Below are 22,075 nucleotides of genomic sequence, written 5' to 3'. Positions count from 1 at the left end.
CCGTCGCGTTCGGCGAGGGTGAAGGTCAGGTCGAACTTGGCGGAGCGGCCGAACGCCGGAACGGTCGTGGTGGTGAGCCCGGGGAGCCCGATCTCGCCCGCCTGCCGGTTCTCGTACGCCAGCATCACCTGGAACAGCGGGTGCCGGGCGAGGGAGCGGTGCGGGGCGAGGGCGTCGACGAGGTGCTCGAACGGGACGTCGGCGTGGGCGTACGCGGCGAGGTCGGCCTCCCGCACCCGGTGCAGGAGGTCGCGGAAGGAGGGGTCGCCGGACAGGTCGGTGCGCAGGACGAGGTTGTTGACGAAGAAGCCGACGAGGTCGTCGAGCGCGGTGTCGTGGCGTCCGGCGACGGGTGTGCCGATGACGATGTCCCGGCCCGCCCCGGTGCGGGCGAGCAGTGCGGCGAGCGCCGCGTGGGCGACCATGAACAGTGAGGTGGACTCGGTCCGGGCGAGCGTGCGCATCGCGGTGTGCACCTCGGGCGGCACGGTGAAGCGGGCGAAGCCGCCGCGGTGGCTGGGGACCGGCGGACGCGGCCGGTCGGCGGGCAGCGGCAGTTCGGCGGGCAGGTCGCGCAGAGCGGTCCGCCAGTGGTCGAGCTGGGCTGCGGCGACACCGTCCGCGTCGGGTGCCTCGTCGTCCCAGCCGAGGGTGTCGCGCTGCCACAGGGTGAAGTCGGCGTACTGGACGGGCAGCGGCGGCCAGGCGGGCGCGTCTCCCCCGCTGCGGGCGGCGTAGGCGGTGGCGAGGTCGGTGAGGAGGGGGCGGGCGGACCACTGGTCGGCGGCGATGTGGTGGACGACGAGCACGATGAGGTGCTGGTCGGGGGCGATCCGCAGCAGGCCCGCGCGCAGCGGCACGTCCCGCTCGACGTCGAAGGCCCTGCCCGCCGTCTCCTCGACGTACTGCCGGAGTTCGCCCTCGGCGCCGGTGGCCTCGGTGACCGTGAGCGGATCGGCGAGGTCGGACGCGTCGACGATGTGCTGGCGCGGCCGGCCGTCGGTGGCGGGGAAGACGGTGCGCAGCGCCTCGTGACGGGTCATCACGTCGGTGACGGCGGCGCGCAGGGCGGGGACGTCGAGGGGGCCGGTCAGCCGGGCGGCGAAGGGGATGTTGTAGTCGGCCCCGATGCCGTGGAGCTGCTGGAGGAACCAGAGCCGGCGCTGCGCCGGGGAGAGCGGCAGCTCGGCGGGGCGCGGCCAGGGCCGCAGCGGTTCGGGGGCCCGGCCCGCGTGCTGGGCGCGGCGGGCGAGGGCGGCGACGGTCGCGGCCTCGAAGACGTCGCGCACCGACAGGGACACGTCGAGAGCCGCCCGGATCCGGGAGGCGAGGCGGGTCGCGAGGAGGGAGTGGCCGCCGAGGGCGAAGAAGTCGTCGTCGGCGCCGACCTGTTCGCGTTCGAGGATCTCCGCGAAGAGGTGGGCGACGATCTCCTCCTGCGGGGTCGCCGGGGCGCGCCCGCCGGGGGTGGCGGCCTCCGGTTCGGGCAGGGCGTTGCGGTCGAGCTTGCCGTTGACGGTCAGCGGCCAGTGGTCCACGGGGATGACGGCGGCGGGGACCAGGTAGTCGGGCAGCCGTTCGCGCAGGGCCTCGCGGAGCCGGTCCGGGGCGAGCGGGCCGGCGGCGGGGGTGGCGTAGGCGAGGAGCCGGGTGCCGCCGCCGGGGGCGGGGCGGGCGAGGACGACGGCGTCGGCGACCTCGTCGAGTGCGGCGAGTGCGGCGCGCGCCTCGCCGGGTTCGACCCGGAAGCCCCGGATCTGGACCTGTTCGTCGGCGCGCCCGAGGTAGTCGAGTTCGCCGTCCGCCGTCCAGCGGGCGAGGTCTCCGGTGCGGTACATGCGGGCGCCGGGCGCCCCGTACGGGTCGGCGACGAAGCGGGTGGCGGTGAGGGCGTACCGGCCGAGGTAGCCCCGGGCCAGGCCGGGCCCGGCGATGTACAGCTCTCCGGTGGCCCCGGGAGCGACCGGGTGCAGGGCGGAGTCGAGGAGTCGGGCGGCGAGGTCGTCGAGCGGTCGCCCGACGGGGCTCGTGGGGGTGTCCGCGGCGGCCGTCCCGTCGGCCTCCAGCGTCCGGTGGGTGACGTGCACGGTGGTCTCGGTGATGCCGTACATGTTGACCAGTTCGGGACCGTCGTCGCCGTACCGCTCGAACCAGCCGGCGAGCCGTCCGGGGTCGAGCGCCTCGCCGCCGAACACCACGGTGCGCAGCGCGAGTTCCATCTCCTCGGAGGCTCCGAGGAGGACGTCGGCGAGCTGGTGGAAGGCGGACGGGGTCTGGTTGAGCACGGTGACGCGTTCGCGGCGCAGGAGGGCGGCGAACTCCTCGGGCGCGCGGGTGGTGGCGCGCGGTACGACGACGAGGCGTCCGCCGTACAGCAGGGCCCCGAAGATCTCCCAGACGGAGAAGTCGAAGGCATAGCTGTGGAAGAGCGTCCACACGTCGTCCGCGCCGAACCCGAAGTCGTCGTCGGTCGTGTCCAACAGCCGGAGCACGTTGTGGTGTCCGACGACGACGCCCTTGGGGCGTCCGGTGGAGCCGGAGGTGTGGATGACGTAGGCGGCGGCGCCCGGGGAGATGGCGGGGGCGGTGTACGGGGTGTCGTCCGGGGCCGCCGCGGGGAGGTCGTCGAGCGTCAGCCATCCAGCGCCGGGGCGGTCGGCGGCTCCGTCGGTCGCGGGCAGGCCGTCCCGCTGTCGCGGGGAGGCGGTGAGGCCCACCACCGGTCGCGCGGAGGCGAGTTGGGGGCGGATACGGTCGGCGGGGGCGTCGGTGGGCAGCGGCAGGTAGGCCGCACCGGTCTTGAGGACGCCGAGGATCGCGCCGATCTGCTCGGCGGACGGTTCGAGCGAGAGGGCCACGAAGGTGCCGGGGCCCGCACCGTGTGCGCTGAGCAGATGGGCCATCCGGTCGGCGAGGGCGGTGAGTTCGCGGTAGCTCAGGGCTCGGTCGCCGTCGGTCACGGCTGTCGCGTCGGGGTCCAGGGCGGCGGCCCGCGCGAACCGCTCGGGGATGGACCCGGTCGGCGCTGCGGCCTCGGGGGCGAGGGCCTCTCCGTCGTCGAGGACGCGGCGGCGGTCCCGCGCCGTGAGGAGTTCCACGGTCCCCGCCGGGGCGGTGGGTGCGGTGGCCAGGGCCTCCAGGACGCGGACGTAGGCGGTGCCGAGGGCCCGAGCGCGGTCGGCGGTGAGGAGGTCGGGCCGGTAGCGCAGGGCGATCCGGGTCTCGGGGCCCGGGTGGACGACGACGGTGACGGGGTAGTGCGTGGCGTCCTCGCCGCGGACGGACCGCACGGTGAGGCCGCCCGCCGCCTGGGCGTCGGCGAGCCCCCGGGTGTCCACGCCGAAGTTCTCCACCACCAGCAGGGTGTCGAACAGCTCCCCGGTTCCGGCCAGTCGCTGGAGGTCCGGGAGCCCGAGGTGTTCGTGGCCGAGGAGCTTCGCGCGGCCTGCCTGGAGGGCGGTGGCGATGTCGGCGAGCGGGGCGCGCGGGGGTGCGTGCACGACGACCGGGAGGGTGTTGATGAACAGGCCGATCATGGACTCGGCGCCGTCGAGGTCGGCGGGGCGGCCGGAGACGGTGGTGCCGAACGCCACGTCCGCCCGGCCGGTCAGCCGGGCCAGCGCTGTGCCCCAGGCCGCCTGGTGGACGGTCGCCGCGGTCAGTTGCCGGGCCGCGGCGAAGGCCCCGAGGGCTTCGCCGGTCGGGGCGGAGAGCCGCAGGTCGAGCTGGACGGGGGCCTCGGGCACGACCGCGCCCGTGGCGGCGGGTGCGAGGAGGGTGGGTGCGGTCAGCGGGGCGAGCGCCTCGCGCCAGGCGCTGATGGCGGCGGGCCGGTCCTGGGCGGCCAGCCAGGCCAGGAAATCCCGGTAGGGGCGGACCGCGGGCAGGGCGGGTGCGGCGGGGGCCTTGGTGTGCTGGGCGTAGGCGGTGAACAGCTCCTTGCCGAGCAGCGGCACCGACCAGCCGTCCAGCAGGATGTGATGGGCGGTCAGGATCAGGGTGTGGTCCTGGTCGCCGTGGCGCAGCAGGGTGAGCCGCAGCAGCGGGGGCCGGGTCAGGTCGAAGCGGTGGCCGCGCTCCTCGTCCAGGATCCGCTGCTCCTCGGCCCGCTGCCGGCCGGGGTCGGCGTCCCGCAGGTCGATCTCCCGCCAGGGCACCTCGGCCGCGCGGGGGATCGCCTGGACGGGCCGGTCGAGACCTTCCTGGAGGAACGCCGCCCGCAGGTGGGGGTGGCGGTCCAGCACGGTGTCCGTCGCGCGCCGCAGCGCGGGGGTGTCGAGGTCGCCGCCGAGGCGGAAGACCAGACGCATGGTGTAGACGTCGAGTCCATCGGTCGCCCCGGGGGCTCCCTGAGCGTCGGAGAGGTCCGCGTGGAAGAGCAGGCCCTCCTGAAGGGGCGCCAGGGGAAGGATGTCTTCCAGGCCGTGGTCCGCACTCACCGGTTCCTCCATCGCGCTTCGAGCATGGCTGTCTGTTCGGGGCTGAGCGGGGACAGGCCGTGGGCGGGCCTGTCGGTGAGCCGGTCCGCGGGCGGGTCGGCGGGCCCGGCCGTGGGCTCCGGTTCCGGGGGCGGCGGGGCGTCCGTGGCGAGGGCGGCCAGCGCGCGCTGCCAGCAGTCGGCGAGGGCGTGCGCCGCCCGGTCGTCGAGAGCCGCCGGGGCCCAGGTGAGCCGGGTGTCCAGCTGGGGGCCCTCGGGGGTGTCCCGGGTGAGGGCGTTGATCTCGACGGCGTGCGCCATGGTCAGCGCGTCGTCGATCGCGCCCCCGAGCACGCCGGCCCCGGGCGCCGGAGTCCAGGCCGCTCCCCCGCCCGTGGGCGCCGTGCCGAACCGCCCGAGGTAGTTGAACGCGACCAGGGGTGCGCCGGGGCCGTCCGCCTCCCCCCGCGGTGAGCCCGCCGGGGGCTGCGCCCCGTACCGCAGCAGGCCGTAGCCGATGCCGCTGTCGGGCAGGCGCGCCAGGTGGTCGCGGGTCCGGGCGAGGGTGTCGCCGGGCCCCTCGGTGGCCGTCGCGGTCAGCCGTACGGGGTAGAGGCTGGTGAACCAGCCGACGGTACGGGAGAGGTCGGCGCCGTCCTCGATCTGCTGTTCCCGGCCGTGTCCCTCGACATGGGCGGCGAAGTCCACCCGGTCGCGCCCGCTCCACTCGCGTACGGCGCGGGCGAGGGCGGTGAGCATGAGGTCCTGGACGCGGGCGCCGTGGCGTTCGGCTGCCCCGGTGAGCAGGGTGCGGGTGTGTGCGCCGTCGAGGGTCCGGACCAGGTGGCGTGCCTCGGCGACCGTGCCCAGGGCGAGCGGCGCGGCAGGGCGGGACGCCGCGGTGGGAGGCAGGCCCGGGGCGGGGAGCCGGTCGGGGGCGGGGAGCCGGTCGGGGGCGGGGAGCCGGTCCGGCGCAGCCAGTATCCCCTCCCAGAGCGGCAGTTCGGCGGTGCGCTCGGACACCTGCCTGCCGAGTACGTGGGCCCAGTTCCGGAACGGGGTGGTCGCGGGCGACAGGTGCGGGGCGCGCCCCTCGGACACCGCGTTCCAGGCCTCGGCGAGGTCGTCGAGCAGGATGCGCCAAGAGACGCCGTCGACGGCGAGGTGGTGGACGACGAGCAGCAGCCTGCCGGGCTCCCCGGCGTTCCCCGGATAGCTGCGGGCCCGCACCATCAGTCCCCGGGGCGGGTCGAGCCGGGCGGCGAGCTCGTCGACCTCGCGGATGAGGGCCTCGGGGCTCGACCCCATACCGGGCGGTCCCTCGTCCAGGGCCGGGGCGGGGGCCTCGTCCGGCTCCGGGATGACGAAGGTCCCGGCGTCCAGGTCGATGCGGGCGCGCAGGACCGCGTGGTGGCGCAGGACCGCGCCCAGCACCTCGGCCGTCTCCTCCGGGGTGATCCCGGGCGGCAGGGTCAGCACCATGGACTGGCTGAACCTGCCGGTGGGGCCCGGCCGTTCGGACAACCACCGCATGATGGGCGTGAGGGGCACGGGCCCGCTCTCCGGGAGGGCGGGAGCCCGGAGGCCGGGAGCCGGGTCCGGCTCGCGGCCGGAGACCAGCGCGGCGAGCGCCCGGACGGAGGGCTGCTCGAAGACCTCGCGCGGGGTGATCCGCAGACCGGCGGCGCGGGCGCGGGCGACCAGCTGCATGGAGAGGATACTGTCGCCGCCGAGGGCGAAGAAGCTGTCCTGCGCGCCCACCGACGGCAGGGCCAGCACCTCGGCGAAGAGTACGGCCAGCGTCTCCTCGGCCGGTCCTTCGGGAGCGGTGTCGCCGGTGGCCGCGCCGAAGTCGGGAGCGGGCAGCGCGTCGCGGTCGAGCTTGCCGTTCGCGGTGACCGGCAGCCCGGGAACGGTCACGAAGGCGCTGGGCACCATGTGGTCGGGCAGGACGCGGGCGAGGGCGGCGCGCAGGGCGGTGGTGTCGGGCTCCGACGCCCCGGGCTGCTGGTCGGTGACGCCGGACGGCGCGGCGCCCGCGGCTTCGGCCGGGTACGCCGACGGGACCAGGTAGGCGACCAGCCGGCGCGGGCCCGCCGGGTCGTCCTGGCGCAGCACGACGGCCGCCGCGCGGATCTCCGGGCGGGCCTGGAGGGCGGCGACGATCTCGCCCGGCTCGACGCGGAAGCCCCGGACCTTCACCTGGTCGTCGGCGCGCCCGTGGTAGAGCAGGGAGCCCTCCGGCGTACGGGACACCAGGTCGCCGGTGCGGTACATGCGGCTGCCGGGCGGGCCGTCCGGCTCGGCGGCGAAGCGTTCGGCGGTGAGCCGGGGGCGGCCCAGGTAGCCCTGGGCGACGCCGGGTCCGGCCACGTACAGTTCGCCGGTCCCGCCGGGAGGCACGGGCCGGAGCAGGGTGTTCAGGACGTGGACGCGGACGCCGTGCAGCGGGGTGCCGATGGGCGGGGTCGCGCCGGGGTCCAGGGGTGCGCTCATGGTGACGCAGGCGGTGGCCTCGGTGGGCCCGTAGGCGTTCACCATGCGGCGGCCGGGGGCCCAGCGGGCGGTCAGCGGTGCCGTGCACGCCTCGCCGCCGACGATCAGGGTCCGCAGGCAGTCGAGTCCGTCCGGTTCGAGGCCGGTGAGGGCGGTGGGCGGGATCAGGGCGTGGCTGACGCGGCGGCGCCCGATCGTCTCGCCGAGCAGCGGTCCGGCGAGCGGTCCGGGTTCCGGGACGACGAGGGTGGCGCCGGTCGCCAGGGCCATCAGCGTCTCCATCACGGAGGCGTCGAACGACGGGGAGGCGAGCTGGAGGACCCGGCTGCCGTCGTCGATGCCCAGCCGTTCCGCCTGGGCGGTGGCGAGGGCGGCCAGGCCCCGGTGCGGGGTGACCACTCCCTTGGGGCGGCCGGTGGAACCGGAGGTGAAGATGACGTAGGCGGGGTGGTCGGGGGTGACGGCGGGCCGCGGCGCGGCAGGCCGGCCCGGCGGTGCCGGCGCGTCCGTGAGCAGCGCCGTCGGGTAGCGGTCGGCGAGCGCCCGGTGGGTGAGGATCCCGGCCGGGCGGGCGTCCTGGAGCATCCCGGCGATGCGGTCCTCGGGGTAGTCGGGGTCGATGGGAAGGTGGGCGGCGCCCGCCTGCTGGACGGCGAGCTGCGCGACGACCAGGTCGACGGAGCGCGGCAGGACCACCGCGACGAGCTGCCCCGGACGGATGCCGGCGGCGTCCAGGGTTCTGGCCAACTCTCCTGCTCGCCGGTCCAGTTCCGCGTAGGTCAGGGTGGCGTCGGGCGCGTCCACGGCCACGGCGTCCGGCCGCCGGTCGCGCTGTTCGGCGAAGAGCCGGGCCCAGGTGCGGGCCGCCGGTGCGGGCGGTCCGGCGCGGTGTGCGGTGAGCGCCGTGCGTTCGCCGTCCGTCAGCGGGTCCAGTGCGGCGACGCGGGTGTCCGGGGCGGTGACGAGCGTCCGCAGCAGGTGTTCGACGCGTGCGGCGAGGTCCCGTGCGCGTGCCGGGGTGACGGCCGCCGGTCGGTAGGTGAGGCGCAGGGTGAGCCGTTCGCCGGGCACGGCGGCGAAGGTCAGCGGGTAGTGGGTGGCGTCCCGGCCCCGGATCTCCTCCAGGCCGAGGCCGGTGGCCCCGGCGAGCGCGGGGATGCCGTCGGCCGGGTAGTTCTCCAGGGCGGTGAGGGTGTCGAAGAGGACGCCGTGTCCGGCGGCCCGCTGGATGGCGGCCAGGCCCAGGTGGTGGTGCGGCAGCAGTGCGGTGAACTCGTCCTGGACGCGGGCCGCCAGAGCGCCGAGTGTCTCCTCGGGGCGGATGCCGACGCGCACAGGAACGGTGTTGACGAACAGGCCGATCATGTCCGTCACACCGGGCACCTCTGCGGGCCGGCCGGAGACGACCGTGCCGAAGACGACGTCGCGCCGTCCCGTGTGGGCGCTCAGCACCAGCCCCCACGCGGTCTGGGTGAGGGTGCTCAGGGTCAGTTCGCGTTCCCGGGCGAACGCCGCGAGCCGGGCGGTGAGTTCCGCGTCGACCACCACCGTGCGCTGGTCGGGGAGTTCCTGCTCGCCGGGGTCGTCGGGGACGAGCCGGGTGGGCTCGGTGACGCCGGCCAGCGCGTCACGCCAGGCGTGGGCGGCGCCCTGCTCGTCCTGGGCGTCGAGCCACGCGCGGTGGAGCGGGTAGTCCGGCGGGGCGGGCAGTTCCCGATCCGCGTAGGCGTGCAGGAGTTCGCGGACGAGGAGAGGCAACGACCAGCCGTCGAGCACCAGATGGTGTCCGGTGAGGACGAGTTCGCAGGTTTCCGAGCGGCGGACGAGCGTGGTGCGCAGCAGCGGCGGCGCGGCCAGGTCGAAGCGGCGGCGGCGTTCGTCGTCGGCCCGCCGGACGGCTCGGCGCTCCTGCTCCTTCGGCTTGCGGCGGCGCAGGTCCAGCTCGTCGAACTCCGTTTCCGCCTCCGCGTGCACGCGCTGCGTCCAGCCGTTCCCGTCGCCGGTGAACGCGGTGCGCAGGGGTGCGTGGCGGCGGACGACGGTGCGCAGCGCGGCGCGCAGACGGTCGGTGTCGAGGTCTTCGGTGAGACGGATGACGACCTGGACGTGGTAGACGTCGAGCGGGTCGCCGTCGGCGCCCGTGGACCCCGGGCCGTCGTACTGGGAGAGGAAGAGCAGCCCTTCCTGGAGCGGGGTGGGCCGGCCCTGGGCACCGTCGTCCGGTGCGGCGGGAAGGGCACGGGTCGGGGCCGCCGGGGTGGCGCGCTCGGCGACGGTGAGCAGGCCGGCGACCGTCCGGTGGCGGAAGACGTCCTGGGGGGTGAAGACGAGTCCGGCCTTGCGGGCCGCGCCGACGAGCTGGATGGACAGGATGCTGTCGCCGCCGAGGGCGAAGAAGCTGTCGTCGACGCCGATGTGCTCGGTCCGCAGGAGTTCGGCGAAGAGGGCGGCGAGCCGCAGCTCCTCGTCCGTGCGGGGTGCGGTCCGGGTCGCCGGGGAGGTGAGGCTCGGGGCCGGGAGCGCGGCGCGGTCCAGCTTGCCGTTGGCGGTGACGGGCAGGTCGGGCAGCGGGATCAGGGCGGTGGGGACGAGGTGCGCGGGGAGCCGGGCGGCGAGGTGTTCCGCCACACCGGCGGGCAGCGCGGAGCCGCCTCCCGTACGGGGGACGACGTAGCCGATCAGGTGGGTGGCGCCGGTGGCGGGGTCGTCGTGGGCGACCACGGCGGCGGCGGCGATCTCGGGGTGGGCGTCGAGCACGGCCCGGATCTCGCCGGGCTCGACCCGCTGGCCGCGCAGCTTGATCTGGTCGTCGACCCGCCCGAGGTGCTCCAGCGTCCCGTCGGCCCGCAGCCGGGCGAGGTCGCCGGTGCGGTAGAGGCGGCTGCCGGGCGGGCCGTAGGGGTCGGCGACGAAGCGTGTCGCGGTGAGGGCGGCGCGGCGGTGGTAGCCGTACGCCAGTTGGGCTCCGGCGAGATACAGCTCGCCGGCCGCGCCGGGCGGGGCCGGGCGCAGCCGTGCGTCCAGGACGAGGGTGGTGGTGTTCCACACCGGGCGGCCGATGGGGATGTGTCCGGAGGCGAGGTCGGCGGCGGTGACGGGGTGGGCGGTGACGTCGACGGCGGCCTCGGTCGGCCCGTAGAGGTTGTGCAGCTCGGCGCCCGGGGCGAGTCGCAGCAGTCCTCCGGCGGCGGCCGGGGTGAGGGTTTCGCCGCTCGCGAGGACGCGGCGGAGGGTGGCGCAGTCGTCGGGGGCGGCGACGCCGGTGAAGGCGGTGAGCATCGACGGCACGAAGTGGACGGTGGTGACGCGGTGTTCGCGCAGCAGCCGGGCGAGCGTGGCCGGGTCGCGGTGGTCGTCGGGTCCCGCGGTGACGAGGGTGGCGCCGGCGAGCAGCGGCCAGAAGAGTTCCCAGACGGATACGTCGAAGGTCGCCGGAGTCTTGAGGAGGACGCGGTCGTCCCCGGTGAGCCGGTAGGTGTCCTGGGCCCAGCGGAGCCGGTTGGCGACGGCGCTGTGCGGGACGGAGACGCCCTTGGGGCGGCCGGTGGAGCCGGAGGTGAAGAGGAGGTAGGCGGGGTCGGCGGGGCGGGGCGGGTCGAGGACCGTGCTGAAGCGGGGCACCTCGTCGGCGGTGACGTCGAGGGTCGGCAGGTCGCCGACCGCTTCCTCGGGCAGGGGTGCGGCGGGGTCGGTGATCAGCAGGGCCGCTTCCGCGTCCTGGAGTTGGGAGCCGATGCGCGCGGCCGGCTGGGCGGGGTCGAGCGGCAGGTAGGCGGCGCCGGCGCGCTGGACGGCGTGGACGGCGAGGACGAGTTCGGCGGAGCGGGGCAGGGCGACGGCCACGGTGTCGCCGCGTCGGACGCCGTGTTCGGTGAGGAGTCCGGCGAGCCGGTCGGCCTCGGTGTCGAACTCGCGGTAGCTCCAGCCGCGGGTGCCGTCGCGCAGGGCCTCGGCGGCCGGGGTCCGGGCGGCCTGTTCGCGCACCAGGTCGACAAGGGTGCGTGCGGGCAGCGGAGTGCCGGGGCCGGTCGAGTCGGCGAGCACCCGTCGTGTCTCCGCCCCGTCCAGGACGGGCACCTGGTCGACGGGCAGACCGGGGTGGGCGCAGAGCCGGTGGAGCAGGGCGGTCAGCCGGTGGGCGAGGGCGTCGACGGTCGGGCGGTCGAAGAGGGCCGTGCGGTAGTTGAGGGCGGCGCGCAGCCCGTCCGTTCCGGGTTCCTCGACGACGGCGAGGGTCAGGTCGAACTTCGCCGCGCGGGTCTCGACGAGTTCGACCTCGGCGGTGCCGGGTCCGAAGGGGTGGGTGCGGTGCGGGGCGTTCTGGTGGATCAGGGCGACCTGGAAGAGCGGGTGGCGGGAGAGGGAGCGCTGCGGGGCGAGGGCGTCGACGAGTCGTTCGAAGGGCAGGTCGCCGTGGTCGAAGGCGTCGAGGTCCACCGCGCGGACCCGGGAGAGGAGTTCGGTGAAGGTGGGGCTTTTCGAGGTGTCGGTGCGCAGCACCACGGTGTTGGCGATCAGGCCCGGCAGCTCCTCCAGCGCGGGCTCGCCCCGGCCGCTGAGCAGGGTGCCGATCGGCAGGTCGTGGCCCGCGCCGTGCCCGGTGAGCAGGACGGCGAGGGCGGACTGGAGCACCATGAAGAGGGTCGCGCCGTTCTCGCGGGCGATCCGGACGGCCGCCCGGTGGGTGTCGGCGGGGATGGTGAACTCCACGGAGTCCCCGTGCTCGTCGACCTCCGCCGGCCGGGGCCGGTCCAGGGGCAGGGTGATCTCCTCGGGGGCTCCGGCGAGCGCCGTGCGCCAGTAGGCCAGCAGCCCGTCCTCCCGGGCCGCTGTCGCCTCGCGGTGCCAGAGGGTGTAGTCCGCGTACTGGAGCGCGGGGGCTCCGGGCGCCGGGTGGTCCGGGTCGAGTTCGGCGGCGTACAGCTCGGCGAGGTCCCGGACGAGGGGCCCGGTGGAGGCCTCGTCGTAGGCGATGTGGTGGACCACGAGCAGCAGGGCCCGCTCGTCGCCGGGGCCGGTGAGCAGATGTGCGCGCAGCGGGGGCCGGTCGGCCAGGTCGAAGGGCTCGGCCGCGAGCCGCCTCGCCGCGTCCTCGGGGCTCTCGCCGTCCAGGAGTGCGGTCGTCAGGGGTACGGGGGCGGCCTCGGGCAGTACCTGCTGGACCGGGCGTCCCTCGTGCTCGGGGTAGCAGGTGCGCAGGATCTCGTGGCGCCGGGTGAGGGCGGCGAGGGCGCGGCCGAGGGCGTCCTCGTCGAGGGCGCCGTGCAGCCGCAGCAGCAGGGGTACGGCGTAGGTGAGCGCGGATCCGCCGAGCCGGTGGAGGAACCACAGGCGGGCCTGGGCGGGCGACAGCGGGAGCCGTCCGGGGCGTTCGGCGGCCGGCGCGAGCGCGGGGACGCGGGCGTCCGGGGCGCGGGTGAGGCCGGTGAGCCGCGCGGCGAGGGCGGCGACGGTGGGGGCTTCGAAGAGGGCCCGGACGGGGACGTCGAGGCCGAGTTCGGCGCGGACGCGGCCGGCGAGGCGGGTGACCAGCAGGGAGTGGCCGCCGAGGGCGAAGAAGTCCTCGTCCACGGCGGCGGGGGCGCGGCCGAGGACCTCGCCGTAGAGCCGGGCGACGAGGTGCTCGTGGGCGGTGCGGGGGGCGCGTCCGGCGGGCGGCTCCCCGGCCCCGGCGTCCGGCAGCGGCAGGGCGGTCCGGTCGAGCTTGCCGTTGGCGGTCAGCGGGAGCCGGTCGAGGGCGACGAAGGCGGTGGGCACCATGTACGCGGGCAGCCGTGCGGCGCAGGCCGCGCGCAGGTCGGCGGCCCGGACGCCGCCCGTCGTATAGGCGACGAGACCGGGCCCGGTGGGCAGGTCCTCCCGCAGGAGAACGGCGGCGGAGCGGGCTCCACCCGGGTCGCACAGCACGGCCTCGATCTCGGCGGTCTCGATGCGGAACCCGCGCAGGGAGACCTGGCTGTCGGCCCGGCCGAGGTAGAGGAGCGTGCCGTCGCCCGACCAGCGGGCCAGGTCGCCGCTGCGGTACATGCGTGCGCCGGGCGCGCCGAACGGGTCGGCGACGAAGCGTTCGGCGGTCAGCGGATGACGCCCGCGGTAGCCGCGGGAGAGCCCGGCCCCGGCGACGTACAGCTCACCGGTGACGCCCGGCGGGACGGGGCGCAGGCGCCGGTCCAGCACGTAGGTCCGCAGGTCGTCGATGGCCCGGCCGACGGGGCTCACGCCCGGGACGGGGGCCCCGGGGGCGAGGTCGTGGGTGGTGACGTGCACGGTGGTCTCGGTGATCCCGTACATGTTGACCAGCCGGGGCCCGCCGGGGTTCCGGAGCCAGGGCGCGAGGCGGGCGGGGTCGAGTGCCTCGCCGCCGAGGACGATCAGACGCAGGGCGGGCGGGAGGCCGGGCGAGCCGGGGGCGGTGAGGGCCTCGGTGAGCTGGTAGCAGGCGGACGGGGTCTGGTTGAGGACGGTGACGCCCTCGTGGTGCAGCAGCTCCAGGAATTCGTCCGGGGACCGGGTGACGGTGCCGGGGACGATGACGAGGCGGCCGCCGTGGAGGAGGGCGCCCCACATCTCCCAGACGGAGAAGTCGAAGGCGTAGCTGTGGAAGAGGGTCCACACGTCGTCGGGGCCGAAGGCGTCCTCGGCGGTGGCGTCGAAGAGGCGGGCGAGGTTGCGGCCGGTGACGACGACGCCCTTGGGGCGGCCGGTGGAGCCCGAGGTGTAGATGAGGTAGGCGGCGTTGTCCTGACGCGGCGGCCCGGTGCGTTCCGCGTCGGTGACCGGGCCGTCCGGCTGCCGTCGCCGACTCCCCGCATGGGGTTCGTCGTCGAGGGCGAGTACGGGAGCGGTGCAGGTGGCGGGGGCGCTGCCGACGGTCGCCGTGTCGGTGAGGACGAGGGCGGGGGCGGCGTCCTGGAGGGTCCAGGCGATGCGGTCCTGGGGGTGGGCGGGGTCGACGGGGACATAGGCGGCCCCGGTCTTGGCGACGGCGAGGACCGCTTCGACGAGGGTCGTGGAGCGGGGCAGCAGCAGGGCGACCCGGTCCTCGGGGCCGACCCCGTACGACATCAGCAGCCGCGCCAACGCGTTGGTGCGGGCGTCGAGATCGGCGTAGGTGCAGGTGTCGCCCCGGTCGGTGAGTGCGGGGGCGTCGGGGTGGTCGGCGGCGGCGCGGGCGAACCGGTCGAGGACGGAGGGGGTGCCCCGGTGGTCGCCGGTCGGGTTCCACCGGCGCAGGAGGGTGTCCTCCTCCCCCGCGGTCAGGAGGCCGATGGAGCCGATGGGGGTGTCCGGGCGGGCCACCGCGCGGGCCAGGACGGCCACCAGCCGGTCGGCGAGCGTCCGGACGGTGGTGGCGTCGAAGAGGTCGGCGCTGTAGTTGACCGCCCCGTCGATGGAGCCGCCGGCGAGGTGGTCGGTGAACCCGACGACGAGGTCGAACTTCGCGGTGTCCGTCTCCCGCAGGGTGAACGCGGCGTCGAGTCCGGGTGCGGTGAACGGGATCGCGGTGCGGTTCTGGTACGTCAGCATCACCTGGAACAGCGGGTTGGCCGGACCGCGTTCGGGGTTGACCTCCTCCACGACCCGCTCGAAGGGCAGTTCGGCGTGGTCGAAGGCGTCGAGGTCCACCGCCCTTACCCTGCCGAGGAGTTCGCGGAAGGTCGGGTCTCCCGACAGGTCGGTGCGCAGGACGAGCGTGTTGACGAAGAAGCCGATCAGTTCTTCCGTGCGACGCTCGCCCCGGCCGGCGGTCGGGACGCCGAGGGGGATGTCGTCCCCGGCCCCGAGTCCGGCGAGCAGGGCGCACAGTGCGGCCTGGGTCACCATGAACGGGGTCACTCCGGCGTCGGCGGCCAGGGAGCGCAGACCGGAGGCGACCTCGTCGGGGACGGTGAAGGAGACGAACCCGCCGCGTCCGGTGGGCGCTTCGGGCCGGGGCCGGTCGGTGGGCAGGTCGAGGACGGCGGGTGCGCCGAGGAGCGTCCGCCGCCAGAAGTCGATCTGGTTCCCGAGGTGGCCGCCGTCCAGGAGGGTGTGCTGCCAGTGTGCGTAGTCCGTGTAGCGGGCGCCGAGCGGCGGCAGGTCGGGGGGCCCTCCGGCGAGCCGGGCCCGGTAGGCGGCGGACAGGTCGGTGAGCAGCGGTTCGACGGACCATTCGTCGGCGGCGATGTGGTGGATCAGCAGCAGGACCCTCGTGCGGTCCGGTTCGGTCAGGACGGTGGCGCGGAAGGGCGGTTCGGTGGCGAGGTCGAAGGGTTCGGCGCTCAGCGCGCCGAGCGACTCCTCCGCCGCCTCGGGACTCCGCGCGGTCCTGAAGCGGACCGGTGCGGCCCGGTCCAGGATGTGCTGGACCGGCGCCCCGTCCGCCTCGGGGAACACGGTGCGCAGCACGGCGTGCCGTTCGGCCAGGTCGCCGACGGCGGCGGCCAGCGCGTCGCGGTCGACCTCTCCCGTGAGGGTCAGGACGAAGGGCAGGTGGTAGCCGGGGCCGGGCTGGAGGCGGCTCAGGAACCACAGCCGCGCCTGGGCGGGCGAGAGCGGCAACGGTCCTTCGTGGGTGACGGGTTCGAGTGGGGGCAGTGCGGTGTCCGGGGTCGTCGGCCGGGCGGCGAGCGCGGCGACGGTCGGGGTGTCGAAGACCTGCCGGACGGAGAGCGGCCGGCCGAGGACCTCGGCGGCCCGGCCCGCGAGTCGGGCGGCGAGCAGGGAGTGACCGCCCAGGGCGAAGAAGTCGGCTTCCGCGCCGACCTGTTCGAGGCCGAGGAGGTCGGCGAAGAGCGCGGCGAGCAGTTCCTCGCGCTGCCCGGCCGGGGCGCGTCCGACCGGTGCGGCGGCCTGCCGGGGCGCGGGCAGGGCGGCGCGGTCGAGCTTGCCGTTCGGGGTGAGGGGGAGGGCGTCGAGCGGCAGGCAGAGGTCCGGGACGAGGTGGCCGGGGAGCACGGCTCGCAGTTCCTCGCGGACCCGGGCGGCGGTGGCGGTCCGGGCCTCGGCGGAACCGGTGAGCCCGGTGAGGTGGGCCACCAGGCGGGGGCCCGACCCCGACGGGTCCTGGTGGGCGACGACAGCCGCGTCCTCGACGGCGGGGTGGGCGCGGAGTGCCGCGGCCACCTCTCCCGGTTCGACTCGGTGGCCGCGGATCTTCACCTGGTGGTCGGCGCGGCCGACGATCTCCAGTACGCCGTCGGCGCGCAGCCGGGCGAGGTCGCCGGTACGGTACATGCGGCTGCCGGGCGGGCCGCAGGGGTCGGCGGTGAAGCGTTCGGCGGTCTGCCCCGGGCGGCCCAGATAGCCCTGGGCCAGTCCGTCACCGGCGAGGTAGAGCTCGCCGGTGACCCCGGCGGGCAGCGGGACCAGACCCCGGCCGAGGACCAGGGCGCGGGTGTTCCACAGGGGCGTCCCGATGTGCGGGGTCTCGGCGTCGGCCGCGTCGAGGCGGCCCGCGGCGGACCAGATGGTGGTCTCGGTGGGCCCGTACAGGTTGACGAGGTCCGCGCCGCGGGCGACGAGCCGTCCGGCGAGGTCGGGGGCGAGGGCCTCACCCCCGGCGAGGGCCAGCAGCCCGCGCACCGCGTCGGGCGCGGTGTCCAGGAGGGCCCGCCACAGGGAGGGGGTGGCCTGCATGACGGTGGGCCGGGCGGTGTCGACGAGTCCGGCGAGGAGGGCGGGGTCGCGGACCTGTTCCCGGTCGGCGAGGATCACCGTGCCGCCGGTGATCAACGGCAGGAACAGTTCGAGGACGGCGATGTCGAAGCCGACGGTGGTGACCGCGAGGAGGCGTTCGCGGCCGTGGAACTCCAGGGTGTCGGCCAGGCAGAGCAGGAAGTTGACGACGGCGGCCCGGGTGACGACCACGCCCTTGGGGCGGCCGGTGGAGCCCGAGGTGTGGATGACGTAGGCGGGTGAGTCGCCGTGGGCGGGCCGGGGCGCGAGCGGGGCGGCCCCGGCGGCGGCGCGCACGGTCGCGGGGTCGTCCAGGAGGAGGGCGGTGACCGGATCCGCGTCGAGGGTGCGGGCGGTGGCGCTGTCGGTGACCAGGAGCGCCGGTGCGGCGTCGGCGAGCAGCATGCGGATCCGCTCGGCCGGGAAGCCGGGGTCGACGGGGAGGTGGGCGGCCCCGGTCCGGGCGACGGCGAGCAGGGTGACGAGGAGACCGGCGCCCCGGGGCAGGCTGACGCCGACGAGGACGCCGGGGCCTGCCCCTCGTTCGGCCAGCAGCCGGGCCAGCCGGGCGGACCGCGCGTCGAGGTCCGCGTAGGTGATCTCGTCGGCCCCGCTGATCAGGGCGGTGCGGGCGGGTGTCCGGGCGGCCTGGGCGGCGCACAGCTCGGCGAGCGAGGTGGCCGGGACGGGGTGCGGATCCGGTGCCGCGCCCCGTTCGCCGGGGGCGGTGGCGGGGGTGACGACGGCTGCGGTGCCGGTGGTGACGACGGGGCGTTCGGGGGCGGCGGTGACCTGGTCGAGGACGTGCAGGAACGCCCGGGCGAAGCGGTCGGCGGCGGAGGCGTCCCAGAGGTCGGTGCGGTATTCGAGCTGCCCGGCCGCCCCGGTCGCCGGGTCCTCGCTGATGGTGCACTGGAGGTCGAACTTGGCGGTCCGGGTCGTGACGAGGCGGGGCCGGCCACTCTGGCCGGGCAGCACGGGCCGGGCGGGAAACTCCTCCCGTACGGCGAACAGCACCTGGAACAGCGGGCTCACCCCCGGCAGTCGGGGCGGGTTGACCTCGGCCACGATGCGCTCCAGCGGGAGGCGCTGGTGGGCGAGGGCGGTGAGGTCGTCGTCCCTGGTCCGCTCCAGCAGGTCCAGGAAGCTGGGCGTCCCGCTCAGATCGGTGCGCAGCGGAAGGGTGTTGATGAGGAAGCCGACGCTGTCGCGGAGCGCCTCGTCGTCACGTCCGGCGACGGGCGTGCCGATGACGAGGTCGTCGCCGCAGCCGAGCTGGGAGAGGGTGGCGGCGAACGCGGCGTGCAGCACCATGAAGGTCGTGGTGCGGGTGCTCCGGGCCAACATCCGTACGCGTTGGTGCAGTTCGGCGTCGATGGCGAAGTCGTGGGTGCGGGCGGGGCCGCCGGCCCGGACGGGCCGTGGCCGGGCCCACGGCAGGGTCAGCTGTTCGGGGGCTCCGCTCAACCGGGTGCGCCAGTAGGCCGCGTCCTCGTCCTCGCTCGCGGTCACGAGGTCCCGCTGCCAGAGCGTGAAGTCGACGTGGTCCACGGGCGGGCGCGGAAGGTGGGGGCCGGTGCCGCCGAGACGGGCGGTGTAGGCGACGGCGAGATCATCGAGGAGGGGCGGCAGCGACCATTCGTCGGCGGCGATGTGGTGCAGGACGAGCAGCAGCGTCTGCCGGAGCGGCGCGCCGGTCTCCGCTTCGGCGACCTCGGGTTCGGCAACGCCCGGTTCGGCAAACTCCGGTTCGACAGAAATCGGTTCAGCGATCCCCGGTTCGACAGCCCTCGGTTCGGCAGCCCCCGCCTCGGCACGATCCGGTTCGACGGTGAACAGGACGGCGCGCAGCGGGGTTTCGCGCTCGACGTCGAACGGCCTGGCCGCCTCCGCCGTGACACGTTCCGGTAACCGCGCTTCACTCACACCGACTTCTCTCAGCCCGGGTTCCGCCGCCGCGATCTCCAGCACCTGCTGCCAGGCCTCTCCGTCCTGGACGGGCAGCACGGTGCGCAGGATCTCGTGACGGTCGGCGACGTCGCGGAGCGCGCGCCGCAGCGCGTCCGGGTCGAGGCGGCCCGTGATGTCGAGCGCGAGAGGAATGTTGTACGAGCCGTCCTCGCCCTGGCTGCGGGCGAGGAACCACAGCCGCCGCTGCCCGAAGGAGAGGGGCGGCCGCGCGGGCCGGGGCCGCCGGACCAGCGGCGGCGCACCGGCCGCCCGGACGGGGACTCCGGCGTTCTCCGCCCGGTCCGCCTCCTCCAGAACGGCGGCCAGGCGGGCCGGGGTCGAGTGATCGAACAGGGCACGCACGGGCAGTTCGGTCCCGGTGCGGGAGCGGAGCGCGGTCACCAGCCGGGCTGCGGACAGCGAGTGCCCGCCGAGGAGGAAGAAGTCGTCGTCGGGCGATGCTCCGCTGCGGCCGAGCACGTCGGCGAACAGGTCGCACAGCAGCGATTCGGCCCCGGCCCGCGGGGCGCGCCCGGCCTCGGGGCCGGCGGAGGGCCCGACGCCGGGCAGCGCGGCCCGGTCGGTCTTGCCGTTCGGGGTCAGCGGCAGCCGCTCCAGCGCCACGAAGTGGCCGGGCACCAGGTGCTCGGGGAGCTGCTCGGCGAGCGCGCGGCGCAGCGGACCGGCCCAGCGGTCGTCCCCCGCCGCCCCGGCCACGGACTCCTTCCGCGCGGTCACGAGAACGCAGTAGGCGGCGAGGGTCAGGCCTCCGCCCGGTGTGGGAACGGCGGTGACGGCGGCCTCCGCGACCGAGGGGTGCGCCAGCAGGGCGGCCTCGATCTCGCCGGGCTCCACGCGGTGACCGCGGATCTTCACCTGGTGGTCCGCGCGGCCCAGCACCTCCAGGGTGCCGTCGTCGCGGAACCGGGCCAGGTCACCGGTCCGGTACATCCGGCCGCCGGGCGTCCCGTAGGGGGCGGCGACGAAGCGCGTCGCGGTGAGGGCGGGGCGGCCGAGGTAGCCGTCGGCGACCCCGTCCCCCGCGAGGTGCAGTTCGCCGGTCGCTCCGACGGGGGCGGGGGCGAGGGTGCGGTCCAGGACGTAGGCGCGGGTGCGGCGCACGGGCCGGCCCACGTGCGGCGGTGCGCCGTCGCCGAGGACGGCGGCGGTGGACCAGATGGTGGTCTCGGTCGGCCCGTAGAGGTTGACGAGCCCATCTGCGTGCCGGGTCAGGCGGTCCGCCAGGTCGGCGGGGAGCGGCTCTCCTCCGCTGAGCGCGCGCAGGCCGCCCAGGGCGTCCGGGGCGGCGTCGGCGAGGACGCGCCAGAGCGAGGGGGTCGCCTGCATCACGGTGGGCGTGCTCGAACGGATGAGCGCGGAGAGCGCGAAGGGGTCGGTCACGTCGTCGTCGGCGGCGAGCACCACGGTGGCCCCGCCGAGGAGCGGAACGAAGAGTTCGAGGGCGGCGATGTCGAAGGAGACGGTGGTGACCGCGAGTAGCCGGTCCTCGCCGGACAGGTCGAGCAGCCGGCCCATGGCGGCCAGGAAGTTGGCGAGGGCCAGGCGGGACACGACGACGCCCTTGGGGCGGCCGGTGGATCCGGAGGTGTAGATGACGTAGGCCGGGTCGCCCGGGTGACTGTCCACCGGGCCACCGGGATGGGACGTCTCCGGCGGGGCAGGGCTGTCGGCAGCCCTGGTCGCGGCCTCCGCACCGGTTTCCGGACGGCCCTCCGTGCCGGTTGCCGCACCAACCTCCCCGCCGGCCTCCGCATCCGTGTCGGGAAGTGTTCCGTCCAGGGCGACGGTGAGCCGGGGCAGACCGGCGCCCCAGGGGTGGGCCCGGTCGGTGACCAGGAGGAGGGGGTCGCTGTCCGCCAGCATGTACCGCAGCCGGTCGGCCGGGTAGCGCGGGTCCAGCGGTACGTACGCGGCTCCCGCCGACGCGACGGCCAGCAGGGCGACCAGGAGCGCCTCGCCCCGGGGAAGGGCGACGGCGATCAGACTGCCCCGGCCCGCGCCCCGGGCCGTCAGGGCCGAGGCCAGCCGACCGGCCCGGTCCGCCAACTCCCCGTAGGTGAGGTGGCCGTCGCCGCAGCGGAGGGCCACCGCGTGCGGGGTGCGACGGGCCTGGTCCGCGAAGCCCTCGACCAGGCCGGGGGCCGGGGCGGCTTCGGCGTCCTCGTCGGCCGGAGCGTTGAACTCCTCCAGGACGCGCAGGCGTTCGGGCTCCCCCAGGAGTGCGACGCGAGCCCCGGGGAGGCCGGGTTCCGCGCGGGAGAGGCGGTCCAGGAGAGCGGCGAAGCGGTGGAGGTGGGCGTCCAGCTCCTCGGGTCCGTACAGGTCGGGGCTGCCGTCCAGGACGAGGTCGAGGCCGGTGAGGCCGTCCGGGCCGCCCCGTCCGCTAACCGTGACGTTGAGGTCCTCGACGGCTCCGGCGGCCAGCGAGTGGACCGCGCCCGCGCAGTCGCCGAAGGTGAGGTCCGTGGCGAACGGCTTGATGTTCAGCTGGGGTCCGACGAGCCGTCGGCCGTGCCCGAACAGCTGGAGGTCGCGGCGGAGTCGCTCGCCCCGGTAGCGCTGGTGGCGGCGCTGGCGGCGCAGGGTCGCGGTGACGCGGCGCAGCAGGTCGCCGACCGGCTCCCCTTCGTCGACGGTGACCCTGAGCGGGACGACGTTCACGGCGGTGACGGGGGTGCGGGCGAGGACGCTGCCGGTGCGGTTGCTGACGGGGAGACCGATGACGGCTTCGGGCGCGCCGGTGAGCCGGGTCAGGTACAGCGCCCACGCGGCGGTCACGGCCTCGGGCCAGGTGGCGCGGGACCGCTGCGCGAAGGCGGCGAGCCGTTCGGCGTCGTCGGCGCCGAGGGTGAGGCGGCTGCGCAGGAAGCGGGGGGCGACGCGGGTGGGCGCGGTGCGTGCCGGGGTCGGCGGGTGCGGACGGTCGGCCAGCAGGTCCTGCCAGAACCGGGCGTCGGCGGCGTGCTGTTCGGAGTCCGTGTAGCGCCGGTCCTCCTCGACCGCGTCGCGGAGCGAGCCGAACGACGTCGCGGGGGGTTCGGTGCCCGCGCACGCGTGGCCGTAGAGCTCGGCGACGCGTGCGGCGAGGCGGGCGTAGCCGTAGGCGTCGAGCAGGATGTGGTGGCAGCGGTGGTACCACAGCCACCGCTCGTCGCCCGTGCGCAGCAGCGTGTGCCGGTAGAGCGGGCCGTGCTCGATGTCGACCGGGGTGGAGCGCTCTTCCTCCATCCAGGCCAGGGCGGCGGCGCCCGGGTCGTCGGCGGTGCGGAGGTCGAGGACGTCGGGGCCGGCCGGGCGGATCGCGCCGGTTTCCTGGTGGACGTCGTCGCCGTCGGCGGTGAAACGCACGGAGAGGCCGTCGGCCTCGTCGACCGCCCGGGTCACGGCAGCCGTGAACGCCCGCTCGTCCAGCGGCCCCGTCAACTCGACGTATTCCGCGGTGAGATAAACGGGGTTCGCCGGGTCGATTCGCTGCGCGGACCAGAGACCGAGCTGGGCCTCGGTCAGCGGCAGACGTTCGCGGTGGGTGCTCAT

2 protein-coding genes (1 of these 2 cut by a window edge) are annotated in these 22,075 nt (G+C 75.8%); both read right to left on the bottom strand.

The genetic code is table 11. From position 1 onward, the window contains the following. Positions 1-4,439 carry the 5' end (the start) of an amino acid adenylation domain-containing protein gene (locus OG245_RS35670; protein WP_371627472.1) on the bottom strand. 11,134 nt of this gene lie to the left of the window's left edge, so the window shows 4,439 of its 15,573 coding nt (coding positions 1-4,439); it begins with the start codon at positions 4,437-4,439; its stop codon lies off the left edge, out of view. Next, positions 4,436-22,075 carry a non-ribosomal peptide synthase/polyketide synthase gene (locus tag OG245_RS35665; protein ID WP_371627471.1) on the bottom strand — a complete coding sequence of 5,880 codons (17,640 nt, stop codon included), beginning with the start codon at positions 22,073-22,075 and terminating at the stop codon, positions 4,436-4,438. The genes OG245_RS35670 and OG245_RS35665 overlap by 4 nt, the downstream gene beginning before the upstream one ends.

This window comes from Streptomyces sp. NBC_01116, from assembly GCF_041435495.1.
Classification (GTDB): Bacteria; Actinomycetota; Actinomycetes; order Streptomycetales; family Streptomycetaceae; genus Streptomyces.
The sequence above is the reverse complement of the archived record's forward strand: the minus strand, read 5'-3'. Positions and strand labels throughout refer to the sequence as shown.

Excerpts from the sequence above, each read along its gene's own strand:
- OG245_RS35665 (WP_371627471.1), bottom strand. The coding sequence starts at position 22,075 with ATGAGCACCCACCGCGAACGTCTGCCGCTGACCGAGGCCCAGCTCGGT.